The organism is Ancylomarina longa (assembly GCF_003996985.1).
GTDB classification, from domain to species: Bacteria; Bacteroidota; Bacteroidia; order Bacteroidales; family Marinifilaceae; genus Ancylomarina_A; species Ancylomarina_A longa.
Genome location: NZ_RJJX01000006.1, coordinates 156,195 through 178,597, shown reverse-complemented (window position 1 = coordinate 178,597; position 22,403 = coordinate 156,195). Strand labels below are relative to the sequence as shown.

At 35.6% G+C, this 22,403-nt stretch carries 21 protein-coding genes; 20 read left to right on the top strand and 1 reads right to left on the bottom strand.

Translation table 11 applies throughout. The features are described from left to right. Positions 1-25: 25 nt before the first annotated feature. A complete protein-coding gene (locus DLK05_RS06795; protein WP_127343255.1) occupies positions 26-745 on the bottom strand; it encodes a head GIN domain-containing protein in 720 nt (239 codons plus the stop codon). A 382-nt stretch (positions 746-1,127) separates the two neighbouring features. Between DLK05_RS06795 and hemW the strand changes: the two genes are divergently transcribed. The 20 genes from hemW to DLK05_RS06700 all read left to right on the top strand — a co-directional run bounded on the left by hemW (position 1,128) and on the right by DLK05_RS06700 (position 22,400). Then, positions 1,128-2,288 carry a radical SAM family heme chaperone HemW gene (gene hemW / locus DLK05_RS06790; RefSeq protein WP_127343254.1) on the top strand — a complete coding sequence of 387 codons (1,161 nt, stop codon included), beginning with the start codon at positions 1,128-1,130 and terminating at the stop codon, positions 2,286-2,288. A 45-nt stretch (positions 2,289-2,333) separates the two neighbouring features. Then, positions 2,334-2,726 (top strand): rhodanese-like domain-containing protein, encoded by a 393-nt coding sequence (locus DLK05_RS06785; RefSeq protein ID WP_127343253.1) that lies wholly within the window; start codon positions 2,334-2,336, stop codon positions 2,724-2,726. Between the two features lie 215 nt (positions 2,727-2,941). Continuing rightward, a complete protein-coding gene (locus DLK05_RS06780; RefSeq protein WP_127343252.1) occupies positions 2,942-3,685 on the top strand; it encodes a hypothetical protein in 744 nt (247 codons plus the stop codon). Between the two features lie 291 nt (positions 3,686-3,976). Continuing rightward, the gene (locus DLK05_RS06775; RefSeq protein WP_127343251.1) at positions 3,977-4,639 is read left to right on the top strand and encodes a transposase; all 663 of its coding nucleotides are present in this window, start codon (positions 3,977-3,979) and stop codon (positions 4,637-4,639) included. A 103-nt stretch (positions 4,640-4,742) separates the two neighbouring features. Continuing rightward, positions 4,743-4,943, top strand: a complete 201-nt coding sequence (locus DLK05_RS06770) for a hypothetical protein (protein WP_127343250.1) — start codon at positions 4,743-4,745, stop codon at positions 4,941-4,943. 265 nt (positions 4,944-5,208) lie between these two features. Then, the gene (locus DLK05_RS17485; RefSeq protein ID WP_209319763.1) at positions 5,209-5,382 is read left to right on the top strand and encodes a hypothetical protein; all 174 of its coding nucleotides are present in this window, start codon (positions 5,209-5,211) and stop codon (positions 5,380-5,382) included. 66 nt (positions 5,383-5,448) lie between these two features. Further along, the gene (locus DLK05_RS06765) at positions 5,449-6,639 is read left to right on the top strand and encodes a tetratricopeptide repeat protein (RefSeq protein ID WP_127343249.1); all 1,191 of its coding nucleotides are present in this window, start codon (positions 5,449-5,451) and stop codon (positions 6,637-6,639) included. After that, a complete protein-coding gene (gene gwsG, locus DLK05_RS06760) occupies positions 6,614-7,621 on the top strand; it encodes a grasp-with-spasm system ATP-grasp peptide maturase (RefSeq protein ID WP_127343248.1) in 1,008 nt (335 codons plus the stop codon). The genes DLK05_RS06765 and gwsG overlap by 26 nt, the downstream gene beginning before the upstream one ends. Before the next feature lie 144 nt (positions 7,622-7,765). Beyond that, positions 7,766-8,872, top strand: coding sequence for a grasp-with-spasm system SPASM domain peptide maturase (gwsS, locus tag DLK05_RS06755; protein ID WP_127343247.1), 1,107 nt, complete (start codon positions 7,766-7,768; stop codon positions 8,870-8,872). 109 nt (positions 8,873-8,981) lie between these two features. After that, positions 8,982-11,189, top strand: a complete 2,208-nt coding sequence (locus DLK05_RS06750; protein ID WP_127343246.1) for a peptidase domain-containing ABC transporter — start codon at positions 8,982-8,984, stop codon at positions 11,187-11,189. Positions 11,190-11,316: 127 nt separating this feature from the next. After that, positions 11,317-12,615 (top strand): HlyD family secretion protein, encoded by a 1,299-nt coding sequence (locus DLK05_RS06745; protein ID WP_127343245.1) that lies wholly within the window; start codon positions 11,317-11,319, stop codon positions 12,613-12,615. Positions 12,616-12,645: 30 nt separating this feature from the next. Next, positions 12,646-13,599: an ROK family protein gene (locus DLK05_RS06740; RefSeq protein WP_127343244.1), complete on the top strand. Its 954-nt coding sequence runs from the start codon at positions 12,646-12,648 to the stop codon at positions 13,597-13,599. A gap of 43 nt (positions 13,600-13,642) precedes the next feature. Next, positions 13,643-14,632: a DUF3187 family protein gene (locus DLK05_RS06735; protein ID WP_127343243.1), complete on the top strand. Its 990-nt coding sequence runs from the start codon at positions 13,643-13,645 to the stop codon at positions 14,630-14,632. An 18-nt stretch (positions 14,633-14,650) separates the two neighbouring features. Beyond that, entirely contained in the window at positions 14,651-15,019 is a 369-nt protein-coding gene (locus DLK05_RS06730; RefSeq protein ID WP_127343242.1) for a YccF domain-containing protein, read from the top strand. 379 nt (positions 15,020-15,398) lie between these two features. Next, the gene (locus DLK05_RS06725; RefSeq protein WP_127343241.1) at positions 15,399-16,883 is read left to right on the top strand and encodes a lipopolysaccharide biosynthesis protein; all 1,485 of its coding nucleotides are present in this window, start codon (positions 15,399-15,401) and stop codon (positions 16,881-16,883) included. Positions 16,884-16,985: 102 nt separating this feature from the next. Further along, positions 16,986-17,417 carry a dUTP diphosphatase gene (gene dut, locus DLK05_RS06720; protein WP_127343240.1) on the top strand — a complete coding sequence of 144 codons (432 nt, stop codon included), beginning with the start codon at positions 16,986-16,988 and terminating at the stop codon, positions 17,415-17,417. Between the two features lie 102 nt (positions 17,418-17,519). Further along, positions 17,520-18,524, top strand: a complete 1,005-nt coding sequence (locus tag DLK05_RS06715; RefSeq protein WP_127343239.1) for a sugar phosphate nucleotidyltransferase — start codon at positions 17,520-17,522, stop codon at positions 18,522-18,524. A gap of 6 nt (positions 18,525-18,530) precedes the next feature. Next, on the top strand, positions 18,531-20,309 hold the full coding sequence (locus DLK05_RS06710; protein WP_127343238.1) for a tetratricopeptide repeat protein: 1,779 nt from the start codon (positions 18,531-18,533) through the stop codon (positions 20,307-20,309). After that, positions 20,299-21,165 carry a lipoprotein insertase outer membrane protein LolB1 gene (lolB1, locus tag DLK05_RS06705; RefSeq protein WP_127343237.1) on the top strand — a complete coding sequence of 289 codons (867 nt, stop codon included), beginning with the start codon at positions 20,299-20,301 and terminating at the stop codon, positions 21,163-21,165. Before DLK05_RS06710 ends, lolB1 begins: the two co-directional genes overlap by 11 nt. Before the next feature lie 8 nt (positions 21,166-21,173). Beyond that, a complete protein-coding gene (locus tag DLK05_RS06700; protein WP_127343236.1) occupies positions 21,174-22,400 on the top strand; it encodes a murein hydrolase activator EnvC family protein in 1,227 nt (408 codons plus the stop codon). Positions 22,401-22,403: the final 3 nt, after the last annotated feature.

The window sequence follows — 22,403 nt, the reverse complement described above, 5'->3', positions numbered from 1 at the left end:
TTACGATCTGTGAACTGCTCCCTGTCTAATATTTTTTAATACTCCCCAGGAAGGAAATATCGCTGGTAATTCTTGGATCCCCTTTATATTTTACCGAACCGATGCCCGAAATACTTACGCGCAATTGCTCCTCCACATAAACTTTTCCGCTTCCAACTCCACTAATATCGATATCACCTTTCTTTGCTTTTAAATTGATCGCATTTACACTACCGGCTCCCGAAATATTAATAGACAAGTCCTCGACTTTACCCGCTAGCTTAATCGAGGAAGCCCCGCTATTATCAATTGCCAATCGGTTGGCCGAAAGCTCTAAATCGGCAGAGGAAGCTCCGTTGATTTCAATATCCAATTCATCGAAACGTAATGCCTGATCACTCTTTAAGGAGATTGCTCCATTGGCTTTTATTTCGCTTAAATGTTTAAAGCCAATATATAATTTCAATTCTTTCGATTTGTAAATGGTTTTTTCAGTAGAGATATACAAAACATCGCCCTTTACCTTGGTTTTAATTACCTCCATTAGATTTTCGTCAGCAACTATTTTTAAACTATAGCTGTCGTCTTGTATCAGATAAATTGTAAAAGCGCCATTCACCTTTACCCCATCAAATTCGCCTACTTCTCTATTTTGGGTTTGTACATTTCCGTTTCCACGGATACCATCAGCAATTGCAGGGCTTGCCAAAAACATACTACAAACAAAAAGCAGAAAAATGCTTGCTGATTTTTTTAGAATTTTCATAATTGTATTTTTTAGAGTGGTTTATGATATATCTGTAATAAAGACGCAAAACAGATCATAAGGTTGCATAGCTCTTTCTAATTTACTCCAATCAAAGCCTGAAAGGCTGATATACCACAACTAGGGGCATCGCCCTTAGTATACCGAAAACCTGAACGAGGGCATCGCCCCTAGTCTATCAGCCTGAAGGGCTGGAATATGTCAGGTTTTCAGGCTGAATTACCCGTGGTGCATAAATATCCGTGGCGATGATTCTGGCTACGGGATTGAAGCCTTTCAGCCTCCCCTTGCGCTAAGCTAATTACAATTGTTTTTGGGATTTATCTGAACATTTACTGGAAAATATTTCAAATGCATCTACCTTGCAAAAAAATAGAGATTTATGTCGGGAGTTTATATTCATATACCATTTTGCAAGCAACTATGCCACTATTGCGCCTTTCACAAAAGCATATCGCTGCAAGCCATGGATGAAATGTTGGACTGTCTCAAAATGGAGTTGAAAATCCGTAAAGATTACTTGCAAGATAAAACGATTTCCACCATCTATTTTGGAGGAGGTACACCTTCGGTTTATCCGGTGAAGCAAATCGAATCTCTCATCGAAACGATATCGAAATATTGGAATATAGAGGCAGATGCCGAAATTACGATAGAGGCAAATCCCGACGACTTACAACCCAATTACCTCAAAAATCTGGCAGCAAGTCCTATCAACCGATTAAGTGTTGGCATACAATCCTTTCACGACGAGGATCTCATTCTCATGAACCGACGCCACACCGGAAGGGAAGCATTCGATGCCATTCTCAGGGCTCAGGATTATGGATTTGATAATATCTCGGTAGATCAGATTTATGGTGTTCCCGGATTGACAATGGAAAAGTGGCAGCAAAACCTTCAGCAAGTTTTCGATTTAAATATACAGCACATTTCCTCCTATCATTTGATGTACGATCCCAATACAATATTCACCCGAAAGCTGGAAGAGGGGCAGCTGCAGGAACTCGATGAGGAGGAATCTTTCGATCAGTTTAAATATCTATTGGAAAAAGCTCGCGAGAACGGCTTTATCCATTACGAAATTTCTAATTTTTGTAAGGAAGGATATATCTCGCGGCACAATTCCAGCTATTGGTTGCAGCAGCCTTATTTGGGTATTGGTCCTTCGGCACACTCCTACAATTTGAACGAGAGGGAATGGAATATTGCCAATAATCATAAATATATGAGGGCGATTCAGGAGCATCAAATTTTTTCTGAAAAGGAAGCCTTAAGTTTTTCCGACCGGTTTAACGATTTTGTTTTAACCACTCTGCGCACTTATTGGGGAATGAATCTCGAAAAAGTGCGACAAAGCTTTGGAGAAGAAATATACCGTCATTGCAGCACGAAGGCTAAAAAATATCTTCAATCGGAGCATCTTCGGCAAGAGGGCGATGCCATCATTTTAACCGACAAGGGGGTTTTTGTATCCAACGACATCATGTCCGATTTTTTTTGGATAAATGAGGAAAAGGAAGATGCGAAGACCACAATATAAAAGACGATATTAGAGCCATCGCAGTCAACTTAAAAATATATTACAATGTTAATTCACAAATATCTTTTAATAATTCTGATACTTTTTTTTGTAAGTCCTGCAGCTTTTGCACAATCCGATACCGTACGGCAGTTAGACGCACCACAGTTTAATCGGATATTGCATCTTAATTCAAAAGCAAGATGTATTGATGTTCGTTTACACAAAGCATTTTTAAAAGAACACATTAAAGGAGCTTACTCTGCCGAAACATCCGATATTTTATTTCATCTGATCGATTCCCTTGGCACCGATAAAGTGTACCTGCTTTATTGTAAATACGGGGAGCGCAGCCTGATGGCAGGCAAGTTGATTTACAAAAAGCGAGGCATACATGTATTATCTATGGAGTATGGATTAGACGATTGGAAAGCATCCGGATTTACATTGGTAAAATAGATCATCTACATAAAAAAAATACATTTCTTTAATATTGCTTCATATACTGATTTTACTACTTAACTAGACTATTTTCATCATCGGTTAAGTTCGCACTTTACATATTTTACGCTTATTAAATTTGTTTTATTTTAAAATAGATTTAATTTTAGGGATGCTTATTCACATTTATGGATAAGTATTATTTTTTAACCTACAATTAAACCCAATTTAAAATGACAAACAAAGAATGTTACGATGCTTTAATTACCGAGTATGTTAAAATTCCTACAGAAAAGGTAAATTCTCGTGCTATTCCGATTGAAATCGCCATTAATGAAGCGGAGGGTCTGTACAATAATGCGCTACAGGACAAAGAACTGTTAGCTACAACAGATCTCGACATCAGCCTAATCGACGAACTACCAACCAGAGCCTTAGGATGTAAACATGCACAACTACTCTGGGATAAAGTTTATAAGGACAAATCGAATGCCGAAGAGGAATGGAAAATTTTGGCGCCGGTTGCCACCGATTTAAGAGACGAATTAATTCATTTTTGCAAGTTTGCTCATCGCAACGATAAAAAGCTATTGGATAGAGTAAATAGAATTGCCGAAGGTTACGCACAGGCGGATTTAGTGATGGATCTTGGGAATCTAGCTATGTTGGGAAAGGAATATCCGGAGCCTTTACAAAATAATGGCTTTGATTTAAGCAAATTAGACAAGGCAGAACAACTATCGGATGAGTGCAATGAATTGCTGGGACGCGTGCATGGTGCAAGAACATCAAATAATGAAGGTGCCAAGGATATGCGCGATCGTGCCTATAGTTACATGAAACAGGCAGTCGATGCTATCCGGGAAGCAGGTCGCTTCGTCTTTTGGAAAGATGAGGAAAGAGCAACCTTATATGCCAGTGCTTATTTTCGCGAAATGAGAGAAAAGCGTAAGAAATCAGAGACTGAAAATGCCTGAAAGCCGCGCGAAGGTTGATTACTTTGTGCGAAGGACTAGTAATTGACACGCAGGAAGCCTTCCAAACCCGATGGAAGGCTTACTTTATGCGCAGAACTGGCTTCCTGATGCGCTGAGATGCTTTCCGGATGCGCAGAGCGGGTAAAAAATGCGCAGGATCGAAATACGGATGCGCAGGAAGGCTACTAATTGCGAAGATCGGCTTAATTGGTAAGAAGAGCAGATAAAAACCCCGAAGATAAATCATTGTATATAGAGCCGTAGCATGCTACGGCTCTATAACATTTAATCATGAAAAAATTCCAAAACAAATACCGTATACCATCGGCTCGTGCTGTGTGGTGGAATTATTCTAACGAAGGCTTGTATTTTGTTACAATTTGCACCCATGGCAGGCTGTTGTCTTTTGGAGCTATTGCCAATCAGGAAATGGAATTATCCGTAATTGGGAAGCTGGCCCATCAATTCTGGTATGAGATTCCTAATCATTTTCCATTCGCAAAATTGCACGCATTTGTGGTGATGCCAAATCACATTCATGGCATTATTGAAATATCGAATATCGTAGAGACGTTGCATGCAACGTCTGTACCCAATGAAATGGATGCAAGGTCTGTACCCAATGAAATGGATGCAACGTCTGTACCGAATGAAATGTATGCAACGTCTGTACACGAAGAAATGTATGCAAGGTCTGTACGGGATGGATTATTTGTAGGAAATGCCAAGAATAAAAAAATGGCCAGCATATCCCCTAAGTGCGGATCATTGGCCAGCATCATCCGATCCTACAAATCAGCCGTAACAAAAGAGGCGCGAAAAATGAATTCCGATTTTGAATGGCAGGAACGTTTTCACGATCATATTATTCGGGATGATCAGGAATACCATCGAATCGCAAATTACATCAACGATAATCCCCGGAAATGGGAGGAGGATAAATACAAACCGTAGAAACCTTGCATGCCGTACAGACGTTGCATGCAACGTCTCTACCCTATAAGGGATTGCCCGAATAAAGGAATAAATATTAATACCAAACCAATCACAAGCCAAAATGAAAATTACTGATAACAAAGAAATCCTAAGCAGAACAAAAGAATTAATAGAGCATCATGCCACAGGAACGCCTTCCCAATTAGCTTTAAAATTAGGAGTGTCGGAGCGAAATGCCTATCGCATATTAGAATATTTAAAAGGCTCCGGATGGGAGATACATTATTCCCGAATGCAGGAATCCTATGTTTTAAACGATTAAAAAATCATCAATAATGTTGTGTAACATGCTTGTAATAAAGCTCCCTGCCAAATTTGGCAGGGAGCTTTATTATTTTAGTAGCCATTAACAATAACGCGCGTTACAATAAGTCGTTCCGGAATAAATAGAATTAAATCCGTTCTCATCCCGGAAACGACTTTGGTAGCTGAGCTACAAACTTTGCAAGGGCAAAGCTACCTAAATGAGGTGACCTGTGCAATTGGCAGTTGTATAGGGAAGGAATGATGCCAGATAATTTTTTAAAATGAAGACTTTAAAATCAGATTTATTTAAAAAGAGTGAAATTAAGAAAGAAGAATTAATAAAAGTTCATGGTTGTGGCGTAAAAACCCCTTGTGGTCCAGCCTATGATGGAAGTGTTGAGTATAGGGATTATTGTGCTGATGATGGTACATTGACTTATGAAAAATGCCAATAGATTTTAAATTTAAGGCGCCTAATATTCAATAAAAGTGTATTGGGTGCCGCTTTTAACACATTAGATATGAGATTTATTTATTTTTGTCTTGTTGGCTTATTACTATCAGTAATTTTTTCCTGTTCAAATAGTAAAGAAAGAGACTATGTTGCTTATCATCATAAGATAATTGATGCTAATTTTAACATTATAAATGGTGAGTTAGATTCAGCTTTGGCTATTTATGAGGATCTATTTAAAGAATATCCCAAACATTTTTACAAGGATGTTCATAATGGTTGTGTCTGCGCAATTAAATTAGGGAAGTTTGAAAAAGCATTGCAGTACGCTAAAGAATTAGTGCTACATGGGTATCAAGAAGTTGATTTTCAAAATGATTATTTTACCGATCTCAGAGCATCAGATTCATGGATACAGTTTGGAAAAGATTATTCAAAACTGCGCGATAGTTATCTAAAAAATCAAGATAAGAAGGAGCGAAACATTTATCATGAATTATTTTTGAAAGATCAAAAAGCCGCTGATATTTGGGGTATTTGCAATAGAGATTCACTTTATAAGGTGTATTTTAAAAATGCCAATAGATTACATACATTATATTCAGAGTATGGCCTACCAAAGTTTTTACTGAATAAGGATTCTCTAAATTTACAGTACTGGGCATTTTTCAGACATTATTTTGGAATGAAAAACATTGTTACCAACTCCGATAAAATAAGAGCATCTTCTATTAAAATGAATTTTAGTTCCTTAGCATGGGATAAGATTTTATTAAAGGAATTACATCATGGTAATCTTACTCCAGAGTTTTATTCCCAGGTTGTATCTTATCACAATCCTAATCATCCTTATGGTAAATTTGCAATTCGACTAGACTTTCAAACTGAAAGAGTTGAATTATTCACTCCTCTGAATAAAGACAAAGCAAGTTGGGTTAATAAAAATCGTGATTCGATTGGATTAATGCCATATACACCATTAAATAGCGACGTTCTAAAAACTACTTGGTATGCAAATTATCCATTTAAAGAAATTAAACAGGCTTATTTAAATTGTGGTACTTGTAAAACAGATGACGATTATTTTGAATTGATGATAAAAATTGAAAAAGAAACAGAATTGAAATATGCTAAGGATGATATATTAAATGGTTTCTTATTAGACGATTACAGAGGTTTGAAGGAGAGGTGGTTGGAGAATATACACAAATACAAACTTAATCTACCAAAAAATGCTTCTTGTTCTAAGCCAAAGTAATGATTTAACAACTGATAAGGTTTTAGAGTGGTTCCTGTATTATAATTATAATAATGTTTTGAGAATTAATGAAAAGGATTTTATTAATATTAAAGAGATTCATATTAATAATTATAATGAGGTTGATTTCACTCTTTTCATTAAAAATAAAAGAATCAGCTTATCTCAGGTTAATTTTTTCTGGTACAGAAGAGGTCATTTGCATAAAAAAATTAAGCTGGCAAACTTCTCGGATAATGAAACACAGATACAGTTGAAACTATTTTTGGATGCAGAATGGAGTATTTGTAGGGATTTTATTTTAAATCGGCTTCACGATAAGAATTCATTAGGTAATTGTTTTAAAACAAAAGTAAATAAACTTGAAAATTTAGAACGAGCTAAAAAATCTGGCTTAAAAATCCCTAATTCTATTGTTTCCGAAAACTACCGAATGATAAATAAATTTCTATCATGTCAAGCTTGCATTACAAAGCCAATTAGTGAGGTGGTAAATGTAATGGAATTCAATAGATATATTGACCTAAGTACCAAAGAAGTAAGAATTGAAAAAAAGCCGTTATCAAATGGATTAATTTTTCCATCTCTATTGCAGAATAATATTGATAAATGGATTGAATTGCGTGTATTTGTAGTGTATGATCAAATTTACGCGATGGCAATGTTCTCGCAAAATAACAAGAAAACAAAATCGGATTATCGAAACTATGATAATGAAAAGATGAATCGAGGAGTGCCTTTTATATTACCTGAAAAAATCGGAAATAAATTATTTCAGTTTATGAGAGAAAGTGGATTAGATACAGGCTCCTTTGATTTTATTGTTACAAATCAAAGAGAATATATTTTTCTTGAGGTTAATCCAGCTGGAAATATTGAAATGTTGAGTGAATCGTGTAACTATTATGTTGAGAAAAAAATTGCAGAAATAATATTAAAAGATACAGAACATGGACAGTTCATTAAAGAAGATTATAAATGATTTAGACATGCCTCTATGTGTTCGGAAGACAATAATAAAGGAGTTTATTCCTCAAAAAATTTATTACGTTGAAGTTGACCACCTTCAAACCTCAAAACACCGTTTTCGAACTTACCCAAAACCAATTTCAAAAATTATAAGTTTATGAATCAAGATTATTATAAACTTTTTGCATGTTGTGTTCCGGTGAGAGGCTATTTGCGTTCAGCTGTTTGTGATTTACAACGCAAAGACTATTGGTTAATCCCAAATGATTTATGTGATATTTTACTAAAAGATAAAGATGAGTCTGTTAATAATTTAATTGAAAAACATAAGGGTATTGATGTTAAAGGATATTTTGAGTATTTGTTTGAGAATGAAATTTGTTTCCCTTGTGATCAAGAAGATCTGGAATTGTTTCCAGAATTAGATAAGCAATGGCATATACCTTTTGAGTTCGAAACCTGTATTGTAGATTTTGCTGCCGATTTGATAAAAGAATTACCAAAAATAGTTGATGAAATATCTGATTTTGCTATTCCTAATGTTCAACTTCGATTTTATAGTGAAATTTCACAAAAAGAATTGAAACAAGTAATTAATGCTTTTTTTAATTCTAAAATTAAGTTTATTGAGCTTATTGTACCAAATATTTTTTGCGAAGAATTTATTGACGATTTAGTGCTAGAGACATCTAAAATTAGACTTATTGTATTAACATCTTCACAAAATAGAGGAAGAAGAGATGTGGAGCAGGCAACTGTTTATCATACCGAACAAGTTGTAGATACCCACAATCATTGTGGAATTATACAGGAGGAGCAATTTGTATGCGAAATGAGGACTTTTTGTGAATCAACAAAATTTAATTCTTGCTTGAATTGTAAAGTTTCAATAGATGTTGATGGGAATATTAGGAATTGCCCTTCCATGAAAGAAAGTTTTGGTAATATTCGAAATACGACCATAGATGAAGCTTTAAGTCATCCTGATTTTAAGAAATATTGGTCAATTTCGAAGGATACAATAGAAGTTTGTAAAGATTGCGAATACCGGCATATGTGTACAGATTGTAGAGCTTATTTAAAACAGCCCGGTAATATTTACTCACAACCTGCAAAGTGTTTTTACAACCCATATATTGCAAAATGGAAAGGTGATGACGGATATATTCCGGTTGAGGAATATGGTTTGTATAATGAAGAAGGAAAATTTGTTTTAGATAAGTTAAAAGTTGATTCTTTAAATTTGGAATTGTGGGGTGCATAGGCTTTTGGTTTTAGCAGATTTTTATAGATACCTGAAATCTTATGGTTTCAGGCTTTATTTTCCCTATTTTTAAGCTTGATTATTACAAATTGCTAACTACCTATTTACATTGAAAAAAACATTTCCCCATTTCCGCCAGTTGGATGCCATGGATTGTGGTCCTACCTGCTTGCGAATGATAGCAAAGCATCATGGCAAGTCATTTAGCTTACAGTCCTTACGAGATAAATCGCATATTACCCGCGAGGGAGTTTCTATGTTGGGAATTGCCGATGCTGCCGAGAGTATAGGGATGCGTAGCATGGGAGTTCGCATCAGTTTTGAGCAATTACAGAACGATGCGCCGCTGCCGGCCATTTGTCATTGGGGACAAAATCACTTTGTGGTGGTTTATAAGGTAGAGGTGAAAAAGAAGAAAACAACGGTTTTTGTTGCCGATCCGGCTTCCGGATTATTAAAATATACCAAGGAGGAATTTCTTAAATCATGGGCAAGTACACAAAGTCAGGGGGAGTTAAAAGGTCTTTGCTTGCTGGTGGAAACCACTCCAGATTTTTATGCGCAAAAAGAGGAGCACATATCTCATAAGAAAAGCATTAGTTTTTTATTGCAATACTTGCGTCCTTATCGCAAATTTCTCATTCAACTGGTATTGGGATTGTTGTTCGGTAGTTTATTACAGCTGATATTTCCGTTTTTAACCCAGTCTATTGTAGATGTGGGTATCAACACCCAGAATTTAAGTTTTATTTATTTGGTACTGATTGCGCAATTGGTATTGTTTATTTCCCGAATGTCTGTTGAGTTTATTCGTTCGTGGATTTTGCTGCATATCTCTACCAGAATTAATATTTCCCTGATATCCGATTTTCTAATCAAGTTGATGAAACTGCCAATTGGCTATTTCGATATTAAGATGATTGGGGATTTATTGCAGCGCATACAGGATCATACACGTATTGAAAATTTCCTTACATCATCTACGCTTAACGTACTTTTCTCCATGGTGAACCTGGTGATTTTTGGAATCGTGCTGGCTATTTACAGCACCCAAATTTTCCTCATTTTCGTCATAGGATCGGCTTTATATTTAATTTGGGTGAACCTCTTTTTACGCAAAAGGAGAGAGTTGGATGGCAAACGATTCGCACAGTTGTCCAGCAATCAGAATTCTCTGGTTCAGTTAATCACTGGTATGCAGGAGATCAAGCTCAACAATTGCGAAAAGCAGAAGCGTTGGGAATGGGAACAGATACAAGCCGAATTATTTCAAGTTAGAACCAAGGGTTTGGCTCTAAATCAATATCAAGTTTCCGGATCAATTTTCTTCAACGAAACCAAGAATATCATCATCACTTTTCTGGCAGCAAAAGCTGTATTAGATGGCGGTATGACCTTGGGTATGATGTTGGCGGTACAATATATTATTGGACAGCTAAATTCTCCGCTTGACAATTTAGTTCAGGTGATTCATTCCTGGCAGGATGCCAAAATATCGCTGGAGCGATTAGGAGAAATTCATGAGATGAAGGAAGAGGAATCGAATGCTGAGGAAAAATTAACCGAAATTCCAGAGGAAAAAATCATCGATATTGAAAATGTTTTTTTCCAGTACGAAGGTCCGCATTCCGACATGGTTTTAGATGATGTGAATTTGAAAGTGGAGGAAGGAAAGACTACCGCTATTGTTGGTGCTTCGGGTAGTGGAAAAACCACACTAATCAAGCTTATTCTGGGATTTTATCCTACAACAAAAGGGCGCATTTCTCTGGGAGGAACTACGCTCGAGAATTACAGTTCGGCCATGTGGCGTCGCAACTGTGGAGTGGTAATGCAGGATGGATTTATCTTCTCCGACACCATTGCTAAGAATGTCGCCGTAGGGGAGGAGCATATCGATAAAAAGCGCTTACTATATGCCGTTCAGGTTGCTTGTATTGCTGATTTTATAGAGAATTTGCCATTACGCTACAATACAAAGATTGGTGCAAGTGGGCATGGTTTAAGCCAGGGACAGAAGCAACGTATTTTAATTGCCCGTGCAGTTTATAAAAATCCTGAATTTTTATTTTTCGATGAGGCCACCAATGCTTTGGATGCTAATAACGAAATGGCAATCATGCAAAATCTTGAAAAATTTAATGAAGGCAGAACGGTTATTGTTGTTGCTCATCGCTTAAGTACTGTTCGCAGTGCCGATAAAATCATTGTGCTGGATCACGGTAAAATTGTAGAGGAAGGCAACCACGAGGAATTGACTAAACTGCAAGGAGCTTATTATAAATTGGTGAAGAATCAGTTGGAACTGGGAAACTAGAGACAGAAAAAAATAGGCTTTGGTATTGCTCCCTATTGGAGTATAGCCCAAAACAAAAGAATGGTTTTTAGCATTTCTAGAAAAAATCTGAAGCATCATATAAAATCATAAATATCTGCGTCTACAAATGGAAAAAGATACGAACATAGAATTAAGATCGGATGAGGTAAAGGAGATATTGGGAAGAATGCCCAATTGGATCATTCGTAGTGGTACTGCTCTTTTTTTCATTGTAATATTTGCCTTGATAATAGGTAGTTGGTTTTTTCGTTATCCGGATATTATTCACGCACGTTTGGTTTTGACTACTGTAAACCCGCCTGCTGAGTTGGTTTCTCGCGCATCCGGGAAAATACAAAATTTATATGTAAGCGATAATCAGGAAGTGCCACAGGGATTTCTTTTGGCCGTAATTGAGAATCCTGCAGTTAACGAGGATGTACTCGCACTAAAAGATAAATTGATTCAGTTTAAAGGACATTTAACCGGAAGTAAAAAGATAGAATCTAATTTACTGGAGCAGAATTTACGCTTGGGAGAAATTCAAACCTACTACAATGCCTTTCTGAAATCCTATGTAGATTATCATCGCTTTTTTGAGATGAAATATTACGATAGAAAGATTGCATCTTATAGAGATCAGATCAGTAAATATCATATGTATTACGATCGCCAATATCAGCAAAAGAAGATTTTGGAAAGTGAATTGAGTATTTCTAAAAATCAATTTTTACGCGACTCTTCCTTATTTCTTAGGGGAGTAATTTCTCAATCCGAATTTCAGAATGCACGTAAGAAATATCTCGATCAGAGTTATACTTTTCATGGAGCCAGATCCTCATTAGCAAGTACACAAATCAGCATTTCGGAGGTTCAACAGCAAATTATCGATCTGGAAATTAAAAAGGAAAACGAAAGAAAAGTTCTTCAGAACACAATGATTCAATCCTACGATAATTTAAAGGCTCAAATTGATATTTGGGAGCAAAAATATTTGATTAGGACACCTATCGCTGGTAAGGTTAGTTTTAATAAGTTCTGGAGTTCAAACCAAAATGTAAAGCAAGGAGAAAGGGTTTTTATGGTATTACCTCTTGATTCAACCAAGTTGGTTGCTCGTGTAGAATTGGGTGTTCGTGGTGCAGGCAAGGTGAAAGTAGGACAACGGGTAAATATTAAACTCGATAATTATCCTTATCTTGAATATGGGATGTTAGAGGGTACCATCCAATCTATTTCTAAAGTCCCGGAGGATCAGAAATACAGTCTTGATGTTAATTTCCCCAATGGTTTGGTTACGAATTATGGAATCAAACTAAAGTTTGCACAACAAATCGAAGGAGATGCGGAAATCATAACGGAAGACATGCGTCTTCTCGAGCGTATTTTTAATCCTATCAAAGCATTATTAAAAGAACGTTTGTAGCTTAGCCCTTAAGTATTAGGATTGAATAAGATGAAAAAATTGGTCGTTGGAATTGATATTGGTGGGACGCATACTGTGTTTGGATTGGTGAATCAGGAGGGAGAATGTCTGGTTCAGGACTCCTTGTATACAAAAGACTTCAAGGAATTTGAATCTTTTATTCAAGCCTTATCTAAAGGAATCAAAAAATTAACTTTAAAAGGGGAAGAGAAATTCAATTTGCTAGGTATTGGAATTGGTGCACCTAATGCGAACCATAGTAATTGCACCATTCAGAATGCCAGTAACTTACAATGGGAAGGAGTACTTCCTTTGGGAGAGATGATGGAGAAGGAATTGGGTTTGCCCGTTAAGGTAACTAATGATGCAAATGCCGCAGCCTTGGCTGAAATGTATTATGGTGGTGCTAAGGGAATGAAGAATTTTATTGTTCTCACTTTAGGAACAGGCCTGGGAAGTGGAATCGTTATTAACAATCAGGTATTATATGGACATTCTGGTTTTGCTGGCGAAATGGGACACATGATAGTACGGCCCGAAGGTCGGCATTGTGGGTGTGGGAGATATGGATGTTTGGAAACCTATGTATCAGCAACGGGAATTAAAAGAACGATTAGTAAACTGTTTGCAAAATATTGTTACGAAAGTGAGCTGCGAAATATTCCATTCAATAGAATGAGTGCAAAACAAATTGCAAATGCCGCTTACGGCGGAGATCAAATCGCAATCGAAGCTTTCGAGTTTACAGGTAAAATTTTAGGTATTGCATTAGCAAATGTTATTGCGGTGAATAATCCCGAAGCAATCTTTCTTGCTGGGGGATTAGCAAAGGCGGGGGATTTAATTTTAAAACCCAGTCGGTATCATATGGAAGAAAATATGCTGCCTATTTATCGAGGAAAAACTAGTTTACATTTGACTAGCGTTAAGGGAAATTCAGGTATTCTGGGATCCGCTGCAATGTTGTGGAAACAAATAGAATAATTGTTAGCTTTGGATTGCTGAATTCTTAATTGACAATTTTTGTATGAAAATCATCTTTTCTTTTTTATTACTATTATTTATCACTGCGGATATCGCGAATTGCCAAAATAGAGTCGAGCCATTCCAAACTCACAATTTAAGTCCTCTTGTACACTCTTTTGCCTTACCTACGACTACGGGTGGGATACTTCAGGAAAAGAATCATCTATCTATTGGAAACTATTTTAATATCGCTAACAATGCGACTGCCTCGCAAATCGAAGGGGAGGCTATCTATTTGGATGGGGAGATGTATCGCGATGAATTGAAGCTGAGATACGGATTGCTTTCCAAACTGGAAATTGGATTGCAAGTGTCGTTTGTAAAGCATTCCGGTGGTTTTATGGATCCCATCATTACCGGATGGCACAAGGCTTTTAGTTTACCAGGAGTGGCAAGGGAAACGATGGGCGATTATCATCTAAAATACGCTTATTTAGAGGGAGAGCAGGAAGTGTTCGATATGGAAACAAATAAATTGCAAGTGGGTGATATTAGTATGAGTGCGTCCATTCCAATTTTTTATGGATCCCTACATTATTTGGCTCTCCATACTTTTTTCAAATTTTCTTTGGGGGATAAAAAAGCATTAATCGGAAGTGGAACAAATGATTTCGGACTGCAGTTGACAGGTAGTATTCATCCCGATATTAAGGCCAAAGAGTTTGCCGCATTTTATTCATTGGGATATCTAAGGATTGGAGAAGGAGCTTTATTGTCTGATATTGTTTCCAGGAATGTGATTTTTGGAAGTACAGGGCTTGCTTACAGCATCAATAAGAGATGGATTCCTAAAGCTCAGCTTGATTTTCATTCCAAATTTTATGAGAAATCTAATATGAAACAACTTGGAAAAGGATCAATTCAAATGGTTTTAGGTGTGGATTATTTTCTCTCCCAAAAATTTGTTGTAAATGCTGCCTTTACTGAGGATATAATCGTAAATACAGCACCGGATTTTGTCCTTCAGTTTGGATTAACTTATCAATTATAAACAATTAAAAATTACAGTATGAGTATTATAGGTAATATTATTTGGATTGTTTTTGGAGGATTTTTTATTTTTCTCGAATACATTATTTCAGGTATTTTAATGTGTTGTACCATTGTCGGTATTCCTTTCGGCGTAAAAATTATTCAATTATCCATATTGGGATTGGCTCCCTTTGGTCAGAAAGTTGAGTACAACGAGCACAGAGGTGGTTGTTTAAGTATTTTTCTAAACGTAATTTGGATTTTTATTGGAGGAATATGGATTGCTTTGAGTCACCTGTTATTAGCTTTGTTGTTTGCCATTACTATTATAGGAATTCCTTTTGCAACTCAGCATATTAAACTGGCAGGTTTTGCACTCACTCCATTTGGGAAAAGTATTCGGTAAACTGGTTTATAGTAGTAAAGTCTATAAAAAGAAATATCCCGGCCAAGGAGGGCCAGGATTTTCACAAAATACTTAAACAACAAACACTAACATAAACGTTCCTTAACGCGTATAGGGACAAAAGTGGAAAAAATAATTGGGATAAAAAAGTCTTTTAGAGAGATATAAGTCCTAAATTATCAGATACCTTCGTCGAAATCGTTTGTGGTGTGCTTATTTAGTTTCGATATAAATACCAAAGAGTCTTTTTTCATAAAAAAAATTGCTCCACGTGGAACAATTTTAGATCAATTGGCTTATCATTCTCAGGCTTTTGAATGGAACGCATCCAGATAAATTATCATATATTTGCCTTTTTTAAATCAAATTTCGAATAAAATTGAATCCACTTAAAAAGTTGGCAGGGGAAACTGCAATTTACGGTCTAAGTTCTATTATTGGAAGATTTTTGAATTGGTTATTGGTTCCCTTTTATACCGGTGTTTTTTTACCGGAAGAATACGGAATTGTCACTAATCTGATGTCCTATGTTGCTATTCTACTTGTTGTATTAACCTATGGCATGGAAACCGGTTATTTTCGTTTTGCAAGTAGTCACGAGGATTCTTCAAGTATTTTCTCGACCAGTGTACTCTCCATATTATTCACAACCGTTCTTTTTTGGCTGGCAATTTTCATGAACCTGAATGGATTGGCTAGGTTTTTAAGTATTGAGAATCATAGCGAATTCATCCTACTTTTGGCAATCACATTGGGCCTGGATGCGATTACTGCTCTTCCTTTTGCAAAACTTCGCCAAGAAAATAGGGCAGTAAGATATGCGGGAATAAAATTGGGTAATATAGCTATCAATCTGGGTCTTAATTTATTCTTTTTATGGATTTGCCCGTGGATTTCCAAAACTTATCCAAATATTCCCATTGATCTGATATGGAATAAGAATTTTGGAATTGGATATATTTTTGTGGCATTTATGGTATCTAGCCTTTTCAATTTAATTGTTTTATTACCTGAATTCAGAAAGGTGAAATTGAAAATTGATAAAGAGATTTTACTACAACTGTTAAAATATTCAGGTCCGATACTAGTAGTTAGTATTTGCGGGATGATTAATATCAATCTGGATAAAATGATTATGCCTCAATTAATTCCGGAGCATTTAAACCCACTTTATCAGACAGGAATTTATGGAGCAAATTATAAGCTGGCCGTTATCATGACTATGTTTATTCAGGCCTTTCGATATGCCTTTGAGCCGTTTTTCTTTGCGCAGGCAAAAATGGAAAATTCAAAACAGGTTTATGCGGATGTACTGAAATACTTTGTTGTATTTGGTTTACTTATTTTCTTAAGCGTTTTATTTTATTTAGATCTTGTTAAGATCTTTATCAATTCCCGATACCATGAAGGTTTGGGAATCGTTCCCTATGTGCTTTTAGCCAATTTCTTTTTTGGAATATTTTTCTCGTTATCCCTATGGTATAAACTCACCGATAAGACAAAATTTGGAGCGTATATTGCCATTATAGGATCTGTAATCACGATTGTTTTGAATGTCATTTTGGTACCAAGAATAGGATATTTTGGAGCTGCTTATGCGGTACTTGTCTGCTTCGTGGTAATGACGGTGATTTCCTACATATGGGGGCAAAAATATTATCCGGTTCCTTATGACCTCAAGAGAATACTATTTTACATTGGCCTGGCACTGCTTTTATATCTATCTAGTCTGTTAATTACCGATAACAGCAAATGGATGAGGATGCTTTATAAAACACCATTGTTACTTTGCTTTCTTTTTATGGTATTTCAGAAAGAGAAATTGTGGCATAATATTTTAAGAATATTTCAAAAGCAGGTATAGGAAGAATAGTCTATACCGATAGTCTTCTTTTATTAGCGGTTGGAAAAATGTATCTTAGCCAATTCTACAAATTAATTGTTACACCTGGAATTTAATAGAATCATGAAGGTAAAAATCATTAATAAATCTAAACACGACCTTCCAAAATATAGTACAGAACTATCTGCAGGAATGGATTTAAGAGCAAATCTCAACAAAACAGAACTTTTGCATTCGCTGGAACGAAGATTGATTCCGACCGGTTTGTTTATTGAGTTGCCTGCAGGTTTCGAAGCCCAAATTCGTCCACGCAGTGGTTTGGCTTTAAAAGAAGGCATTAGTGTGTTAAATTCACCAGGGACTATAGATGCGGACTACCGTGGAGAAATTGGTGTGATTCTGGTGAATTTGTCCAAACAAGCGGTAGAAATTAAGGATGGAGATCGTATTTGTCAGATGATAATTGCTGCTCATGAAACTATCGCATGGGAGCCTGTTGAAGTTCTGGAAACATCGGAAAGAGGAGCTGGCGGATTTGGACATACTGGCAAGTGACAAGCGTTAAAAAACATTAATTGGATTCAATTTAGTTTTCAAATCAGTACTTTTGGTTTGTTTTTCAAGTATTTTACATTACTTCTACAATATTAATAACATATGAAAATTATTGTACCAATGGCAGGAATGGGGAAGCGCATGCGTCCTCATACACTTACAGTACCTAAACCTCTAATTCCTATTGCAGGAAAGCCAATTGTTCAGCGTTTGGTTGAAGAAATTGCAAAAGTTTCTGATGAGAAGATTGATGAAATTGCGTATATAATAGGGGATTTCGGTAAAGATGTAGAAGAACAATTGGGTGAAATTGCTGTCAATTTAGGTGCTAAATCAAGTATCTATTATCAGAAGGAAGCATTGGGTACGGCACATGCTATTTATTGTGCTGCCAACTCCTTAACAGGGAAAGTTATTGTGGCTTTCGCGGATACACTTTTTAAAGCAGATTTCACACTTGAAGCAGATGCAGATAGTGTAATTTGGGTTCAAAAAGTGGAAGATCCATCTGCTTTTGGAGTCGTGAAATTGGATGCGATGAACAAGATCACAGATTTTGTTGAGAAACCTCAGCAATTCGTTTCAGATTTGGCAATTATCGGCATTTATTATTTTAAGAATGGTGATAACCTGAGAGATGAATTAAAATCCCTGATTGATAATGACATCCGTGTAAATGGTGAATATCAGCTTACGGATGCTTTAGAGAACATGAAAAATAAGGGACTTATTTTTAAGCCCGGACAGGTAATAGAATGGATGGATTGTGGAAATAAAGACGCAACGGTTCATACCAATCAACGAATTTTGGAATATCATAAAAATGATGACTTGGTTTGTGGTTCATCTCATCAGGAGAATTCCATTATCATACCACCATGTTATATTGGTGAAAATGTAGAAATTACAAATTCTATTATTGGACCTCATGTATCAGTAGGTGCCAATACAAGTGTATGTAATTCTTTGGTACGTAATTCTATTATTCAGAGACATTCAAATCTCGAGAACCTTAATCTCGAAAATTCAATGATTGGAAATCACGTTGATATTCATGGGGATGTAACCGAGTTGAATGTTGGTGACTTTGCTACACTTTCAAAATAAACATTAATGAAGTTGGGAATAAAATTTGGGATAGCATTTGTTGTAGGATCATTGGTTTTATCGGTAGGTTCTTTGAGAGCAAATACGCTTCTATCTGCATCGAATAAAGATAAGAAGCAAAAGGAAATTTCTTTAACAGAACAACAAAAATTGCAATTTGATTTTGCTTTTACTGAAGCAAATAAAGCAGTTTTGCTGGGAGACTTGGACAAGGGAATTTCACTATATGCCTCCTGTCTAAAAGTAGATCCATCAAGTGCAGTTGTTCGATATGAATTGGCTAATATTTATATGAGTCAGGAGAATTATGACAGCGCACTAGAGCTTGCCCGGGGAGCTGTTTCTTTACAAGCTCAAAATATATGGTACCAGATTCAATTGGCTAATATTTATCAGAAAAAAGGAATGATAGATCAAGCCTGTGATGTTTATAATGAACTTATTGAAAGAAATCCGGACAGAAATGATTTTTACTATCTACAGGCAAGCTTATATGCTTCTGTTGAAAAATTTGCTGAAGCTGTTGAAGTCTACAATCGTCTGGAGAAGAAATTGGGTATTATGGAGGGTGTTTCTCTTGAAAAAGAACGCTTATATCTTAAGATGGGAAAGAAGAATCTCGCTTATGCTGAATTGCAAAAATTAATTAAAAAATTCCCCTTTCGAGCCGACTTTTATGGCATGCTTGCCGACTTGTATCTATCCGATAATCAGGAAGACAAAGCCTTTAAACAATATCAGGAAATATTAAAGATCGATCCGGATAATGGTTTGGTGCATTTTTATTTAGCTGATTTTTATCGGAAAAAAGGAGAGCTGGAGAAAAGCAATGAGGCATTAGCTAAGGCATTTGCTCAGCCAGATGTTGCGGCAGACCAAAAAATTCAATATTTACTTGCTTTACTGATGAATCCCGATCAAGCGAAATTGGAGGATAACTATTTAAGAGGTTTACTGGAAACTCTGGAGAAGGTGTATCCCGAAAATGTGAGAGTACATGCTTTGTATGCTGATTTTTTACGGAAAAGAAAGGATAGTAAAGGTGCTCGTCAACAACTTAGGAAAGTACTGGAAGTTGATAAATCGAACTATATAGTTTGGGAAGAATTATTACTTATTGATAATGAATTGTTGGATTTTGAGGATATGTATGCCGTAAGTTCCGAGGCTATAAAATATTTCCCTGCACAACCTGCATTATATATATTTAAGGGAGTTTCTGCAGCTCAAAAATCAGATTTTAAAACAGCAATAACAACCTTCGAGAAAGGTCTTGTTTATATTGGAGAGAATGTACAAATGCGCATTCAGTTTCAAACTTATTTAGGGGATGCCTATTATCAAATGGGAAATGCAGAAAAAGCTTTTAAAGCTTATGATGATGTTCTTTTATTCGATCCTCAAAATGTGATTGTATTAAATAACTATAGCTATTATCTATCGGTTAGAAAGGAAAGATTACAAGAGGCTGAAAAGATGAGTTCTCAATGTGTAGCATTAGCTGCAGAAAATTCAACTTATTTGGATACCCATGCCTGGGTTTTGTATCAACTTGGCAAGTTTCAGGAAGCCAGACAATTTATGGAAAAAGCTTTAGAGAATGGTGGTGGTGAATCAGCAGTAATTGTAGAGCACTACGGCGATATTCTTTTTAGATTAGGCGAAAAAGATAATGCTTTAATAGAATGGAAGAAAGCATTAGATATCGGTGATGGATCCAAGTTATTATCAGAGAAAATAAAATCAGGTACTATTCCTGAGGAGAATGTGAGAGATGAAGAGTAGAATAGTATTTAAATATTTATTTAGGGCTTTGGTTTTGACTTTAGCCCTTTTTCAGTCTTCGTGTAAAACCATCCACGAGCTGGGGTTGGTAAGTGCAAAACCAATATCCGATAATAAGCTTTATCATTTGCTTATTGATAGTAGTTTGCATTACAAAAGTTTTTACGTAAAGCGATTTTCGGCTAGTTATAGTATGGATGGAATTAAAAAAAAATTTAAAGGATCCATTAAAATTCAAAAGGATAGTATTATTTGGATATCAATAACAGCACCTGTAGGCGGAATAGAAGTTGTGCGTTTGTTAGTTACTCCTGATTCAATTAAGATGATTAATAGACTCAAAAAAAATTATATTGTAGATGATTTTGATTTCTTTCTTGAAAAAGCAAATATTGATCTAAATTTTAAGGCTTTAGAGAGCATATTAACAAATTCTCTATTTAAATCAGTAAATGAAGAAAAAGATAAAGCTTTTATCCGAAGCTTTAATGGAAAAATTTTTGATGACAAGTATGTTTTTGTTTCTGAAAAGGCCAGGAAAATTGGAAGGAAATTAAAAAAGGATAAGTATAGAAAGTTGCATCGATTCAATTACCAAAGATTTGATATTGATCCTGCATTAATGAGGATTACCGATATTGAGGTTAGGGATTTTGAAGATGCCCGTAATACCAAAATTCAATACCGTAATTTTATAAATTTTGAATCTAATAAATTTCCACAACGATTAAGTTTCGAAGTTCAAGATGCAAAACATTTATTATCTTGTGACATAAAGTTTAATAAGGTGATTTTAAACGAAGATTTAAGATTTTCGTTTAAAATCTCAAATAAATACAAAAGGATAAATCCTTAATTAGTGTAATGGGGTATAAAAGATTTATTTCAAGTACTTTCCTGTTCGTTTCCTTCCTAATGATGATGCTAGTCTCAGCAGATGCAGTGTCTCAAGTTAAGGTGTCAACTCTAAAAGCCAGAAAATTAAAAAACCAAAAGGATATTGAGTATACCAATACTCTTTTAAATAAAACCTTAAAGAATAAAAGAGTAAGTATCGGCCAGTTAAGCTTACTTAATCAACGTATTAAAAAGAGAAAAGAACTAATTGAATCCATCGAAGGTGAAATTTCTCTTATTAATGGTGAAATAGTAAAAAACACAAATGAAATTGGAAAGTTGGAGAAAGAATTGGCTGGTCTTAAAAAGCAATATGAAAAGGTAATTTTGTATGCTTATAAGCAAAAAAACTCCTACGAAAAGTTAATGTTTTTATTCTCTTCCAAAGATTTTAATCAAGCTTATAAGCGATATAAGTATTTACAGCAGTTTTCTGAGTATACTAAGCATCAGGGAAAGACAATAGCCCTGAAAAAGGAAGTTTTGAATAAAAAATTGCAAAAATTAAAACAAACCAGAAAGGAAAAGGTCTTACTCCTGACGGAGAAAACTCATGAAAACAATAAAATAGCTCAGGAAAAAGAGCAGAAATCTGCTTTGCTACAGCAATTAAAAAAGCGGGAAAGACAACTTCGAAAGGATTTGAAAAAACAAAAAAGCTATGATCAGAAGCTTCAGAAAGAAATTCAAAGAATTATTCGGCAACAAGTCAAATTAGCATCTAAGAAGAAAGCAGGTAGTAATAAATTTGCGCTAACTCCGGCAGATAAAATACTTTCAACATCATTCGGACAAAATAAAGGAAAGCTGCCGTGGCCAACAAAAACAGGATTTATATCTGATAAATTTGGAATTCATCCACATCCTATTTTAAAGCATGTTACGGTACGTAACGATGGAATTAGTATTACTACAGATACGCATGCTGAATGTCGTTCCATTTTTAAAGGAGAGGTAACTCATATTTTGTCCATGCCGGGTTTGAATAATGTTGTCATTATCCGTCATGGTGATTTCTTTTCTGTCTATTCTAACTTGTCTAAGGTAACGGTTAAAAAAGGCGATTTAGTGAGCCCAAAACAGACTATTGGAATAGTTTATACGGATGAGAAAGAAAGTCAGACAGTTTTAAAATTTCAATTGTGGAAAGGTAGCACCAAGCTTAATCCTTCTCTTTGGTTGGTTCGAAACTAAGTA